13 protein-coding genes and 1 tRNA gene are annotated in these 12,784 nt (G+C 62.4%); 8 read left to right on the top strand and 6 right to left on the bottom strand.

All coding sequences use genetic code 11. The features are described from left to right. Positions 1-256: 256 nt before the first annotated feature. From ACVMIM_RS28935 to ACVMIM_RS28955, 5 genes are all read left to right on the top strand, one after another. On the top strand, positions 257-1,078 hold the full coding sequence (locus tag ACVMIM_RS28935) for a type IV toxin-antitoxin system AbiEi family antitoxin domain-containing protein (protein WP_040990351.1): 822 nt from the start codon (positions 257-259) through the stop codon (positions 1,076-1,078). Beyond that, a complete protein-coding gene (locus tag ACVMIM_RS28940; protein WP_040990352.1) occupies positions 1,068-1,988 on the top strand; it encodes a nucleotidyl transferase AbiEii/AbiGii toxin family protein in 921 nt (306 codons plus the stop codon). The genes ACVMIM_RS28935 and ACVMIM_RS28940 overlap by 11 nt, the downstream gene beginning before the upstream one ends. A 685-nt stretch (positions 1,989-2,673) precedes the next feature. Then, a complete protein-coding gene (locus tag ACVMIM_RS28945; RefSeq protein ID WP_082037383.1) occupies positions 2,674-2,925 on the top strand; it encodes a helix-turn-helix transcriptional regulator in 252 nt (83 codons plus the stop codon). Positions 2,926-2,982: 57 nt separating this feature from the next. After that, a complete protein-coding gene (locus ACVMIM_RS28950) occupies positions 2,983-3,204 on the top strand; it encodes a helix-turn-helix domain-containing protein (RefSeq protein ID WP_040989444.1) in 222 nt (73 codons plus the stop codon). A 30-nt stretch (positions 3,205-3,234) separates the two neighbouring features. Beyond that, positions 3,235-4,425: a tyrosine-type recombinase/integrase gene (locus tag ACVMIM_RS28955; protein WP_040989446.1), complete on the top strand. Its 1,191-nt coding sequence runs from the start codon at positions 3,235-3,237 to the stop codon at positions 4,423-4,425. 110 nt (positions 4,426-4,535) lie between these two features. Here ACVMIM_RS28955 and ACVMIM_RS28960 read toward each other — a convergent pair. Next, positions 4,536-4,611 (bottom strand) — tRNA-Ile (locus tag ACVMIM_RS28960). A gap of 221 nt (positions 4,612-4,832) precedes the next feature. On the opposite strand from ACVMIM_RS28960, the gene ACVMIM_RS28965 reads away from it, so the two are divergent. Further along, positions 4,833-5,543 (top strand): SIMPL domain-containing protein, encoded by a 711-nt coding sequence (locus tag ACVMIM_RS28965; RefSeq protein ID WP_476116106.1) that lies wholly within the window; start codon positions 4,833-4,835, stop codon positions 5,541-5,543. Positions 5,544-5,788: 245 nt separating this feature from the next. Here the strand turns inward: ACVMIM_RS28965 and ACVMIM_RS28970 are convergent, their stop codons facing one another. Next, complete coding sequence (locus ACVMIM_RS28970) at positions 5,789-6,142, bottom strand: hypothetical protein (protein WP_278049450.1); 354 nt, start codon at positions 6,140-6,142, stop codon at positions 5,789-5,791. Positions 6,143-6,383: 241 nt separating this feature from the next. Continuing rightward, a complete protein-coding gene (locus ACVMIM_RS28975) occupies positions 6,384-6,830 on the bottom strand; it encodes a YcgN family cysteine cluster protein (RefSeq protein WP_476116108.1) in 447 nt (148 codons plus the stop codon). 195 nt (positions 6,831-7,025) lie between these two features. Here ACVMIM_RS28975 and ACVMIM_RS28980 point away from each other — a divergent pair, with 195 nt between their 5' ends. Together ACVMIM_RS28980 and ACVMIM_RS28985 are read left to right on the top strand one after the other, a co-directional pair. Further along, complete coding sequence (locus tag ACVMIM_RS28980) at positions 7,026-9,344, top strand: OmpA family protein (protein WP_476116110.1); 2,319 nt, start codon at positions 7,026-7,028, stop codon at positions 9,342-9,344. Between the two features lie 302 nt (positions 9,345-9,646). Next, entirely contained in the window at positions 9,647-10,165 is a 519-nt protein-coding gene (locus ACVMIM_RS28985; RefSeq protein ID WP_476116111.1) for a TIGR00645 family protein, read from the top strand. Positions 10,166-10,179: 14 nt separating this feature from the next. On the opposite strand, the gene ACVMIM_RS28990 is transcribed toward ACVMIM_RS28985, so the two are convergent. From ACVMIM_RS28990 to ACVMIM_RS29000, 3 genes are all read right to left on the bottom strand, one after another. Next, on the bottom strand, positions 10,180-11,046 hold the full coding sequence (locus tag ACVMIM_RS28990) for an SDR family oxidoreductase (protein WP_476116112.1): 867 nt from the start codon (positions 11,044-11,046) through the stop codon (positions 10,180-10,182). Positions 11,047-11,152: 106 nt separating this feature from the next. Further along, on the bottom strand, positions 11,153-11,797 hold the full coding sequence (locus tag ACVMIM_RS28995; RefSeq protein ID WP_476116114.1) for a helix-turn-helix transcriptional regulator: 645 nt from the start codon (positions 11,795-11,797) through the stop codon (positions 11,153-11,155). Positions 11,798-11,805: 8 nt separating this feature from the next. After that, positions 11,806-12,681 carry a S1C family serine protease gene (locus tag ACVMIM_RS29000; RefSeq protein ID WP_476116116.1) on the bottom strand — a complete coding sequence of 292 codons (876 nt, stop codon included), beginning with the start codon at positions 12,679-12,681 and terminating at the stop codon, positions 11,806-11,808. Between the last annotated feature and the right edge of the window lie 103 nt (positions 12,682-12,784).

Genomic DNA, 12,784 nt, shown 5'->3' on the forward strand with positions numbered 1-12,784 from the left:
TCACGCCGTGGTTTAGATTAATCCCATCGCTGGCACCCCAACGCACGTTCGATAACGGTCTGGAAGATCCGGATTTGGGCGGGGCGAAACGGACGTACTCCTCGGCAGCGTCTCCCCCAGTCCTCCAGGTGCGCTATGCCGCCTTCCCCCGCTATTTTCTTTGAAATTCTCAAAATATGTGTACTCTAAATACCCCAAACGAGGCAACATCAAAGAGCCACCCTCGTCTCTTTGATAACGATCTATCATGATTACCATGGGTACACTGAAAGAAGACAAGCTAAAGAGCGTTCTCGAAGCCGTCCCCGCCGGCTTTGTCGTGGACGCGCCCTGGCTGGAAGCCCACGGCGTCAGCCGCTTCCTGACCCGCAAGTATATAGACAGCGGCTGGCTGGAGCGGCTTGAGCGCGGCGTATTTCGCCGCCCGGCGCCGCAACCCATCCCGCTCGACTGGCAAACTTGCCTGCTGTCCCTCCAGCACATCATGAACTATCAAATCCACGCGGGCGGCGTCACCGCGCTAGCCTTGCAAGGGTTCAGCCACTACCTGCCGCTCGGGGGCCGCGCCCGAGCCTGGCTGTACGGCGACGGAATGCCGACATGGCTGCCGCGCCTGAAGCTCGATGCGCCGCTGATCACCCGTGGCCTGTCACTGTTCGGCGATCCCACTCTCGGGCTAACGGACAACAAATCAGGTGACCCGGGTACGACGCTGCCCTGGGGATGGGCCTTGCGTCTCTCGTCCCCGGAACGCGCCATCATTGAAGCGCTGGACGAGTTGCCGGACAACGAAAGCTTTCACAACCTCGACATGGTGTTTGAAGGGCTTGCGACGCTAAGCCCGCGCCGGCTCACGGCGCTGTTGCAGAGCTGCCGGAAGATCAAGGTCATACGCCTGTTCTTCGTCTTTGCCGACCGCCACAATCACGCGTGGCGGCAGCATCTGAATCCCGATGAGTTCCAGTTCGGCACCGGAGACCGCGCCCTGGTGAAGGGCGGCAAAATTCACCCCCGGTACCGCATCATGGTGCCGACGGAGTTTGTTCAAGCGAAAAAGGATGGTGCCGATGGCCCGTGAAGTCTACGCCGCCCAGGTCGGCCTTCTCGTCCGCCTGCTGCCCTTCATCGCACAGGAGGAAGTGTTCGCCCTTAAAGGCGGGACCGCCATCAACCTGTTCTACCGGGATATGCCGCGCCTTTCAGTGGATATCGACCTCACCTACCTGCCGGTACGCGAGCGGGCCGAGAGCCTTGCCGACATCGACGAAACGCTCAACCGGATCGTCGCCGCCGCCACACGCGGCATACCCAAGCTCGATGCCCGCCGCATCGAGGGGGGCGGCGGCGGCGCGACCCGCATCCGCGCGCACCTTGATGGTGCCGAGGTCAAGATAGAAACCTCACCCGTGACGCGCGGCGTCGTCCACGATCCCGAGAAGCGCACCGTATCGCCCGCCGTCGAGGACGAGTTCGGCTTCGCTTCGATTCAGGTTGTGTCATTCGAGGACTTGTTCGGAGGCAAGCTTCACGCGGCCGTTGATCGCCAGCATCCGCGCGACCTGTTCGACGTGAAGCTGCTGTACGAAAACGAAGGCTTTACCGATGCGCTGTTCCGCACGTTCCTGGTTTATGTGGCGAGTTCGCCCCGGCCGGTACAGGAACTGATTAAGCCGAATCTCAGCCCGCTCGACAAACCCTTCGTGCAGGAGTTCGCCGGTATGACCACGATCCCGGTCACCATCGAAGATCTCGCCGCGGCCCGGGACCGGCTGCTGGCGGACATTGACAGCCGGATGGACGACACCGCGCGCGAATTCCTGATCGCGCTGCACGACGGCGAACCGGACTTCGAGGCCATCGGCCTGCCCCTGGCTGCTAACCTCCCCGCGATCCGCTGGAAGCTCCTGAACCTGAAAAAGCTCATAGCGGAAAATCCGGACAAGCATGCTGAACAGAAGGCAGAGCTTCTAGAAAAGCTTTCCCGCTAAAGGGACCATCGCAGAGTGAAAATGGAGGGCTCCTGGCGCTTTGACATACCCGGTCCCCATATCGCTGGAAACCGTGCGCGCATTCGACACGAGTCCTGCGTATGCGGCGACAGATTGCGGACTTGCATGTCGTTGTCATGCGCAACGGAAGCGGGGTCATCAAACGGCTCCTTGGAATAGAGGTGGCGCTGCGCGTGGGCAGCAGCGTCACCTTGCCTGAAGCAAGTCCCTATGAGCCGGCCGATTACGTCCGACCAATCAGGCCAGGATGCCTCGCCTGCACTGGATTAATGACCTCCGAGCAAGACTTTCCCGCGAAGCGAGTTCGTCAATTTGATACTTAACCGTCAATCACGATAAACCGGAGATATCGACCTAGCGCATAGAACCTGCGCCCGCCCCTCGATAACAGTCCTCAAGATAACGCGCTCAAAGTCCGGGCTGCGATCCATCCGTTTCCCACCTCGCTACCAGTTTGCACCGAATCGGCTTGGCCAACGGCTTCCGCCTTACGTGACCTTCTTTTCTAAATGAGGACGATCTCGTCGCTGCGGAAACCGTACAGGGATAGACTTTGTGCTTCGACACCAACACGCCCGGGGTATAAGGACTCCTCGACATAACAAGCCGTCCAACCTTTGGAATGCTCACGTCGCCGCAGGCACCAGCCACAGGGGCGGCGTCCATGAAAAATGACGGAATTTCGTATCCGCCACGAGGCCTTTCTCGTGAAGAGTCGGCCCGGTATGTTGGTGTTGGATCGACTCTTTTTGATGAGATGGTCGCTGATGGACGTATGCCAAAACCTAAGCGCATCAACAGCCGTGCCGTCTGGGATCGTGTAGCTCTCGACATCGCCTTCACGTCGTTGCCCGACAAAGACAACGGTCTCCAAGAGTTGTTGGAGCGAAGCAGGCGAGACGAGCAAAAAAGATAAGAAATACGCTGATTGCGTATACGCTGAATGCGTAGTAAAGTATCGAGAAGGCGTTACGTGAGCGAGAACGAGAAGCTTGCCCAAGAAGTGAAAGCCTGGCGGGCCAAGGAAGGGCTTACTGCCGAAGCTGCGGCCAAGGCGTTTGGAATACCGAAGCGCACGTTTGAGGGGATCGAGCAAGGCAGAGGCTTCCCATATCCCCTCCTCCTGCGCGTTGCGATGAAAAGCAATGCTCTTTCACTCAAGGCAATGCAGGAGAAATCATCGCTTAGCGACTAACTTCAGCAGAATTGCCGGCGGGAGACTTCAATGGCCAGACCCTTCAAGGACGACAGCTATCCCGGCGTCTCTTCGCGGATCAAGAACGGCAAGATCGTTTATCGCTATCGGGCCAAAGGCATGCCGGAAATCCGGCTTCCCGGTAAGCCGGGTGATCCGGAATTCGAAGCCGAATTTCAAAGGGCGACGCAGGGTTTAGGGAAGAATGCTGCGATCATCGATCTGCCTGGCCGAGCGCTACCAAAAACCTTCGGCCATGCGGCGCGCCGGCTTGAGACGACTATGGAGTGGCTGGATTATGACGAAGCCACGCAGCGCAAGAACGTGCGCCTGATAGAGCGCTTTCTGAACCTGAAGGTTGATCCAAAATACCCACTGACCTGGCGCGATACGCCGGTCGAACACCTCGACGCGGATCGGCTTCGCGCGATCATCGAAGGCATCTTTGCGACAAATCGTACGGTTGCCAAGCACATGCTGGTAGCCATCAAGAAACTGCTGTGGGTCGCGATCAAGGTTGAGAAATGGATCAAGCCGCAAGACGATCCCTCGCTATCTATTCGTGTGCGTGTGCCCAAGTCCACCAGCAATCCTGCTTGGCCGGTCGCAATCCGCGGGAAATTCGAGGCTCGGCATCCGATCGGCACGGCCGCGCGCACATGTTACGCGCTGGGTTTCTGGCTCGGAAACCGGCGCGGCGATATCGCCGCTCTGGAGTGGGAGGACCTCGTCACCGAGGAGATTGAACTGTTCGACGGCTCGCTCGAGTTGATCGAAGCGTTTGCCTTCCGTCAAAGGAAGAACCGCAACCGCCACGGCGGAAGGGAGATGTTCATTCCAATCGTCGACAAGCTGGCGGCGGCTCTGGAGCCGCTCGACCGATCGCAGGGCGGCACCGTTTTGAAAACTTCCTACAAGCGGGCGTTCTCCGAAAAGAGCCTGACCGGCATGATGCAGCATTGGACCCGCCAGGCGGGAATTCCGGACGGCTACACGCTTCATGGCTTGCGTCGCACCTTCGGCACCTACCTGGCTGAATGCAACATCCAGGCGAGAGCCATCATGGAGGCGATGGGCCATTCCTCCATGACCGTGACTGACGACTATGTGCGTGAGGCAAACAAGAAGCGGATCGCGGTGGATATCGCTCGGGCCATCAATCAGCGCGAGGCCAAACGCGATGCCATGCAGCAGCGAACTGTCCTGCGAGTCGTCAAGTGATCAGATAATCGAGCCGGAACAAACCGTGGCCGACGTTGCATAGCTGGGCCCATAATGGGCCCAAAACGTTTTGGGCCGAGGCCAGTTTTCATCAATGAAATCAAAGGTCATGGTGGGCCCGGAGGGACTCGAACCCCCAACCAAGCGGTTATGAGCCGCCGGCTCTAACCATTGAGCTACAGGCCCCACGCGGGCTGGCTTAGTGTTTTTCTTGTCGTCGCACAAGGCTTTCGAAAGCGCTGGCGCAAAACGCCAAAATCAGCCCATATTCGCGCCGTAGAGCGGCCTGCGCCCATAGGGCGCGAAACATGATCCGGCCCTTGCGCCGCACTGCCGGGAATCGACGCCTTTGCGGGTCGAGGCAGATGCGGCGCGGAGCCTCGGATCGCAGACTTCGAGGAGTTTTCATGACCAGACATCTTTTGCCCATCGCGCTCGCTGCCGCGATCGCGTTTCCGGCGCTGGCGAGCGCCGCCGACACCCAGCCTGCGCCCCGCATCATCGTGTCCGGCGAAGGCGAAGCGACGGTGGCGCCGGACATGGCGATCCTTTCGCTCAGCGTCATGCGCGAAGCCAAGAGCGCGCGCGAAGCGCTCGATGCCAACAACGACGCCATGGCGGCGGTGATCGCGGCGATGAAATCCGCGGGCATTGCCGAACGCGACCTGCAGACCGCCGGCATACAGATCAACCCGCGCTACAACTACACCAACAAGGCCGACGGCAGCCAGGAGGCGCAGCTCGTCGCCTATCAGGTGACCAACACGCTGTCGGTGCGCGTGCGCGATGTCGACAAGACGGGCGAGATTCTCGACAAGGCGGTGTCGCTCGGCGTCAATCAGGGTGGCGGCATCACCTTCACCAATGACGATCCGAAGGCGACGATCACCGAGGCGCGCAAGAAGGCCGTCGCCGACGCCATGGCCAAAGCAAAGACGCTTGCGGAAGCGGCCGGCGTCAGCCTGGGCAAGGTGCTCGAGATCACCGACCAGAATATCGCGCCGGCGCCGATGCCGATGGCGGCCAAATCGTTCGACGCCGCCCGTTCGGCCGTGCCGGTGCAGGCCGGCGAGAATTCCTACAACGTCCAGGTCACGGTCACCTTCGAGCTGAAGTAACGATCGGCCCGCGCAGGCGCCACCGGCGCGCAAAAAAGCCCCGGAGGATCGGTCCTCCGGGGCTTTTTTTCGAGCCACGCCTCACATCGAGGGGCTCCGCTACTCACAGGCGATCCTCGCAGAGGATCGTCCTTTCCGCTCATCCCTGCTTCAAGATTTGATCTTCGCAGAAGATCATATCCAAGGCGATCCTCAAAGAGGATCGTCCGCATAGGCGATACTCCAAGAGAGTCGTCCTTTCGGCCTCAGCGATAGATGATCGGGCAGCCGCGCTCGTTGGCGAACACCACCACCACGCGGTCGCCATACTGGCGGCCGGCGACCTTCACCGTGCGACGGCTGATGTCGACGATGCGGACGCGGTGCAGACCCATGCGCTCGGCTTTGTCGAGGGCGCGGTCCGGCGAGCAGCCGCGCCAGCCACGGTCGCGACGCCAGTCGCGGCGATAGCCGTCGTCGTCGCCGGTGTAGATGCCGAAACGCGGGTCATGCCTGTCTCCGAAACCGAGATAGAGGCTGTCCGCATGCGCCGGAATGGCGGCCAAGGTGCCAAGTCCGACAAGAGCCGAAAGGGCTGCCGTCTTGATCGTGTTGAACATCGTCTTCTCTCCTTGTTGTGGGCTGTCGCCCCTAGAACCGATGATTGGAAAATGCCTTTTTGCGTCTGAATTTTCCGCGAACCGGCCGTTCATATCCGGTTCATGTAAGCGCGAACCCGCCAGGGTTCGTCGCTCGTGGTCAAAGGCGCTAACTCCGCCAAGGTTCCAAACGCGAATCCGTAGGGTTCGTCGTTCCTCGTCATAAAGCCCCCTCAGGGTTCGTCGTCAAAATGCGAACCGGTTACGGTTCGTCGTCCAGTATGTAGTCAAAGTAGTCGTCTGGCTCGGCCAGATCGGTTTCCTTGGCCTTCACGCGGCCCTGGATCGAAATGCCGGCTTGGTGCACGGTCTCGGCACTTCCCGAAACAAGCCTGTGCCACCAGTAGAGATCATGGCCCTCGGCGATAAGACGGTAGGCGCAGGTCTTTGGCAGCCAGGTGATGGTGCGCACATTCTGCGGCGTCAGGCCGACGCAGTCGGGCACCCGCGCCAGGCGGTTGGCATAGTCGGAGCAGCGGCAGTTCTCCGCGTCGAACAGCCGGCAACCGACGCTTGTCCAGAAGATCTCGCCCGTATCCTCGTCCTCGAGCTTCGACAGGCAGCATTTGCCGCAGCCGTCGCATAGCGATTCCCATTCGGCCGGGGTCATCGCTTCGAGCGTCTTCGTTTTCCAGAATGGCGCGGTCATTTCGGTGGATTTGGCCCTCCGCAGCCTTTCGGTCAAGCGTGCGGTGACGGGTGACCCAGTATCAACATTAGAAAAACACGAAATTGCCTTCAAAAGGCCGGCCAAGCATCCTTGGCTGGCGCCAATGCCCGACGGAACCAATTGCGGTTGACGAAAGTTTGGGCAGGGATGGGACCCCACTAGGAGAAAATCGATATGAAACGCCAACCACGGATTCTGGCGGGTACGGCAATCGGCCTGCTTATGGCATCCGCGCCGTTGGGCGCGTATCCGCTGCAGGGGGGTGTGGCTTCCGGAAGCCTGCACGGCGCGCCGCTCGTGCTGGCTCAGGCCGCTTGCGCAGAAGGCCAGTCGGCAGAGGAATGCGCGCAGGGGGGAGCCGAGCAGCCGCGCAAAAGGAAGCGCGAACAGCAGCAACAAAGCGAATCGGCGCCGGCAACCGAACAAGCAGCACCTGCTGAGAGCGAGCAGAAGCCGCGCCGGAAGCGGCAAGAGCAGCAGCAGATGGAGGGCGGCCAATCCGGGGAGGCTGCCCCGGCCGAGCAGCAATTCAAGCCGCGCAAGAAACGCGATCAGCAGCAGCAGACCGAGGCTGCACCCGCCGATCAAGGCGGCCAGCCCGCGACCGACGAACAGCAATTGAAGCCCCGCAAGAAGCGGGACCAGCAACAGACCGAAGCAGCGCCGGCCGATCAGGGCGGGCAGCCTGCAACCGACGAGCAACAGCCGCGCAAGAAGAAGCGCAACCAGGCCAAATCGGCGCCGGCTGAGCAACCGGCCGAGCAGGTCGCGCCCGACCAGCAGCAACAGCTACGCAAGAGGAAACTCAATCAGCAGCAGAGCGAGACGGGCCCGGCCGAGCAGGTCGCCCCGGACCAGCAGCAACCGCGTAAGAGGAAACTCAATCAGCAGCAGCAGAGCGAGACGGCCCCGGCCGAGCAGGCCGCCCCCGACCAGCAGCAACAGCTGCGCAAGAGGAAGCTCAATCAGCAGCAGGAAGCCGCGCCTGCCGAACAGCAGCCAGAACAGCCGGCAAATGACAACCAGCCCGAAAAGAAACGGAAGCAGGGCCAGCAACCTACCGAGCAAGGCCAAGCCCCGGCCGAACAGACCCCCGCAGGTCAGGAGTCTCGCAAGCTCAAGCCCTTGCCGGTTCCGGGAACGGAGCAGGCGCCGGCCGGAACCGAGCAGGCGCCGGCTCAAGGCGAACAGCCTTCGAACCAGAACAAGAGGCAGGCCAAGAAGCCGCTTACCGAGCAGCCCGCAACAGGGCAGCAGCAGCCTGCCACGGGCGAACAGCCTGCCATTAACAATCAGCCCGAGACTGGCGGCAATGCCGCGCAAGGCGAAACTCCCGCCAACCCGAACGAGGCGCCTCTCCTCGACAGCCAGAAGGATGTCTTGCGCAGACACCAGGGCCGCCGGCCGGCCGGCCAGAACGAGAATGGCCAGGTCGAGCAAGGCGGCAACCAGGCCGGACAGCAAGCCGAGAGGCAGGCCCCTGTCAATCAGGGCCCGCCGCCCACCGACGACAAGACAGCGCAGCAGGCGATCCAGCCTGAAAAGATCGCTCCTGTTATCGAGGAGAAGGGCAAACGGGTCGACCTCACGCCCCAAGAGATTGTCCGCGAGCGTCGCCGGCCGCAGGGCGCGGATGTCGTGAAGCAGTTCGGCGACCGCGTGATTCTCCAGTTCAACAACCAGACCTTCGTGGAAAGCAACGAGGCTCCCCGCATCACGCGTGGTGCCAGGGATGTCTACTATGAGGATCTTTCAGGCGGCCGCACCCGCGAAATCGTGGAGCGCGACAACGGCGTCAGAATCATCACCATCCGCAACCGCAATGGCGACGTCATCCGGCGATCGCGCATTACCCCGGATGGCCGCGAATATGTGCTGAGCTATGTCGACGAGCGCTACTACAACGATGTCGACGAGTGGCGCGATCCCGGCGACGACCTGCCGCCGATGCGGCTCGACATCCCGCGCCGGGACTACATCCTGGATTCGGAGGAAGTCGAGGATCCGGACGAGTATTATACCTTCCTCGAGCAGCCGCCGGTGGAAAGGGTGCAGCGTCTCTACTCGATCGACGAGGTCAAGCGGTCGGCCCGCGTGCGCGACATCGCCCGGCGCATCGATCTCGACACGCTGAACTTCGACTTCGGCTCGGCCACAATCTCCGACACCGAGGTGCAGAAGCTCGATGGCGTTGCCAGCGCGATGGAAAAACTGCTGAAGAAAAATCCGGCAGAGACCTTCCTGATCGAAGGCCACACCGACGCCGTCGGCACGCCGGACGCGAACCTTGCGCTGTCGGACCGCCGCGCGGAGGCGGTCGCCGAGGCGCTCACCAACGCCTTCGGCATCCCGGCCGAGAACCTCACCACGCAGGGTTATGGCGAGCAATATCTCAAGGTGAACACGCCCGGTCCGAACCGCGAGAACCGGCGTGTCGCCATCCGCCGGATCACCTCGCTGGTGGCGCCGGTGGCGAGCAACAGCGAGCAGTAATTGAACGTTTGATTTCAAGATCCTGCCCGGATCTTCGGAATCAGCGCGCAAGATGAGGCCCGTCCGGACCGGACGGGCCTTTTTCGTTGTCGGCTCAAGAAGAATTGTCCTCACTTGCCCGCCTGCTCATTGAATCGCCGCATTGCGGCACCCAGATTCTGTCCAGGGCGTTCCCTGCCCTGTCCCGACTCCAGCGGGACACACTAAGCCCCGTCGGGTCCCCTCCCCGGCGGGGTTTTTGTCTTGAAAACGGGGCCTACCTGGCCGAAATAGCCTCTATCGCAATTCGACCGGAACTCTTCATGAAGCGTCTCGAACTCGCCATCGAATCCGTCATCCTCGCCTCGCGCTGGCTACTGGTCGCCTTCTATCTCGGGCTCGGCGTGGCGCTCGCGACATATGCCTTGTCGTTCGGCAAGAAGCTTTACGAGTTTGTGATAAGCGCCTTCACGCTCGGCGACACCGATACGATCCTGAAGATGCTCGGCCTGATCGACGCCGCGCTGGTCGCCTCGCTGGTGGTGATGGTGATCATCTCGGGCTACGAGAATTTCGTCAGCCGCTTCGACGAGCAGGACGGCGAGGTGCATTGGCTGGGCACGATCGATGTCGGCTCGCTGAAGGTCAAGGTCGCCTCGACCATCGTCGCGATCTCGTCGATCCACCTGCTGCAGGTTTTCTTGAACTCCGTATCCTACACCACCGACCAGCTGATGTGGCTGACCATCATCCACCTCGCCTTCGTCGTCTCGGCGCTGATGCTGGCCTATATCGACCGGGTGATGGCGCTGGCGAAAGGCAAAAAGGCGGAGGCGGAGTAGACCGCCGAAGCCCGTCAGTAGATTCTTTTGACCTTGGTCTGCGAGTTCGCGAACACCTCGTCCGGGACAAAAAAATCACCCGCAAGCTGATCGGTCGCGCCCGGCGCATAGACCGAAAAGTCCGCGACGCCTTCTTCGCGCAGAACCTCTTCGTCGATGTAGAAATTACCGGTCGCCTCGCGCGACGGGCGCATGAAGATCGCATGCGCCGCATCGGCCATGATGTCGGGCGAGCGGCTCATCGCCGCCACCGTCGCGCCGCCCAGAAGATTGCGCACCGCGGCCGTGTCGATGGTCGAGATCGGCCACAGCGAGTTGACGGCGATGCCGGCTCCGGCGAACTCGGCGCTCATGCCGAGCGTGCACATCGACATGCCGAACTTCGCCATCGTGTAGGCAACATGGTTCTTGAACCATTTGGCCTTCATGTCGAGCGGCGGCGCAAGATTCAAGATGTGAGGGTTCTTGGCCAACTTCAGGTGTGGAATGCACATTTTGGAGACCAGGAAGGTGCCGCGCGTGTTGATCTGGTGCATCAGATCGTAACGCTTCATGTCGGTCTCCAGCGTGCCGGTGAGCTGGATGGCGCTGGCATTGTTGACGCAGATGTCGATGCCGCCGAACGTCTCGACGGTTCTCGCCACCGCATCGGCGACCTGCGCCTCGTCGCGGATGTCGCAGAGCACCGGCAGCGCCTTGCCGCCCGCCTGCTCGATTTCTTCAGCCGCCGTGTAGATCGTGCCCGGCAGTTTCGGGTGCGGCTCGGCGGTCTTGGCCGCGATCGTCACATTGGCGCCGTCGCGCGCCGCCCGCAGCGCGATGGCGAGACCAATGCCGCGCGATCCGCCCGAGATGAACAGCGTCTTTCCCTTGAGCGACATCCTTCGCCTCCCTCTTCGATGTGGAGGCAAATTGCGCGGCGCACGGCTATGGCGCAAGATCCAAGGAGCCAATCGGAGATTACGCTGCGTCGTGCCGGAAGCCGCCCTAGACGAGCACCAACCCCTGCCGCATGGCGATCGCGATCGCGTCCGTCCGGTTGGCGGCGCCGAGCTTGATCAGGATGGCGGCGACATGGAATTTCGCCGTGTGCACGGAAATGTTGAGCCGCCGGGCGATGACCTTATTGGGCGCGCCTTCGGCCAGCAGCGCCAGCACTTCCGCCTCGCGCGGCGACAAGGAAGGGCGCACCTGGTTGTCGTCCGCCACGTCATCTTCCGCGAGCTCGTCATGGAAATCGCCATGCGCGGTCGCCGACGCCCCTGCCCTGTCGATGCGATAGCCCGAAGCGGCGAGCCGCGCCGCGGCGGCTACCAACAGGCCATCGGCCGACGGCGGCAGCACGGCGACCACGTTGCCGGGAAGCCGCCCGTGCCCGCTATGGCGGGACAGCAGGACGACAGGCATCGTCGAACCGATGGCTCGGCTTTCCAAGGCGGTGTCGTCGGTCACGGCGACATGGGCTGCTTGATCTGTGCCGCTCGCGGCCAGCGACGGCAACAGATCGTCGCTGGCGCCAAGCGCATCGGCCAGTTGCTCGGCGCGCCCAGCGTCGCCAAGCGCGATCAGCACCGTCAGCCGGTGAGTTGCCGGCTCCGGTCTCGCAATCGTCTGTGCCGCGCTGCTGGCCATCGATCCTCTCAGCTCAGCGGCTTCTCGCCGATGGTGATCGACACGTCACGCTCGGCGCCGCCGCTCGAAACGCCGAGCGTCACGGTCGTGCCGGCGCTGTCCGGCCCGAGCTTGCGGATCAGCTCGCGCGGACCATGCACGGCCTCGCCGTTCCAGGCGACGACGATGTCGCCGACATGCAGGCCGGCGGCCTTGGCCGGGCCGTTGTCGTCGAGGCTCATCACCATGGCGCCTTTGGTGTCGCCATTGCGGATCGGGTGCAGCCCGGCGCCGAGATAGCCGCGCGCGACATGGCCTTTCTCGCGCAGCGTCGCCACCGCCCGCTCGATCGTCTCGTAGGGCATGACGAGCGCACGCCGGCGCGGCCCGAACAACAACATGCCGATCAAGCCACCCTTGGCGTCGAGCACGGGCCCGCCCTCGAAGCGCCCGCCGGTGTTGATGGCGAGGTTGATGCGCCGGTCGATCGTGCCGCCGCGCATCGAGCGCCAGGCCGGCCCGACCTCACCGACCGTGCCGAGCACGGCAAGCACGGCACCATCGCTGTTTCCCACCGCGATCGCCACATTGCCGGGCCGCACGGCGCCGGCCTGAGCGAGTTGCGGCAAACCGGCAGCGGCGGAAGCCGGCTTCAGCAGGGCAACGCCGGTCGACGGATCGCGTCCGATAAGCTCGGCCTTCACGGTTTCACCGGAAGCCAGCGTCAATTCGATCTCCTCGCCGGCTTCGACCGCTTCCTCGGCGCTGACGAAGTAGCCGTCGCGCCAATGGAAGGCGCTCGCGGTGCGGTGGTGGTGCGTGACGAAGCTCGCCAGCGCGGGGGCCGCGGCGGCCGCGACATCGGCGATCGCGTCGGAAAAGGCACTGAGGTTGAAGTCGCTCATAAGACTGTCTCCTGGGTTCGGTGACCCAGATATCGCTCGGTAACGCCGCCGCGGGTACTCGCCTGACGGCTAGTCGCCGGCCGGACTGGCCATCTGGTCAGGT

It is taken from the genome of Mesorhizobium sp. USDA 4413, from assembly GCF_056280365.1.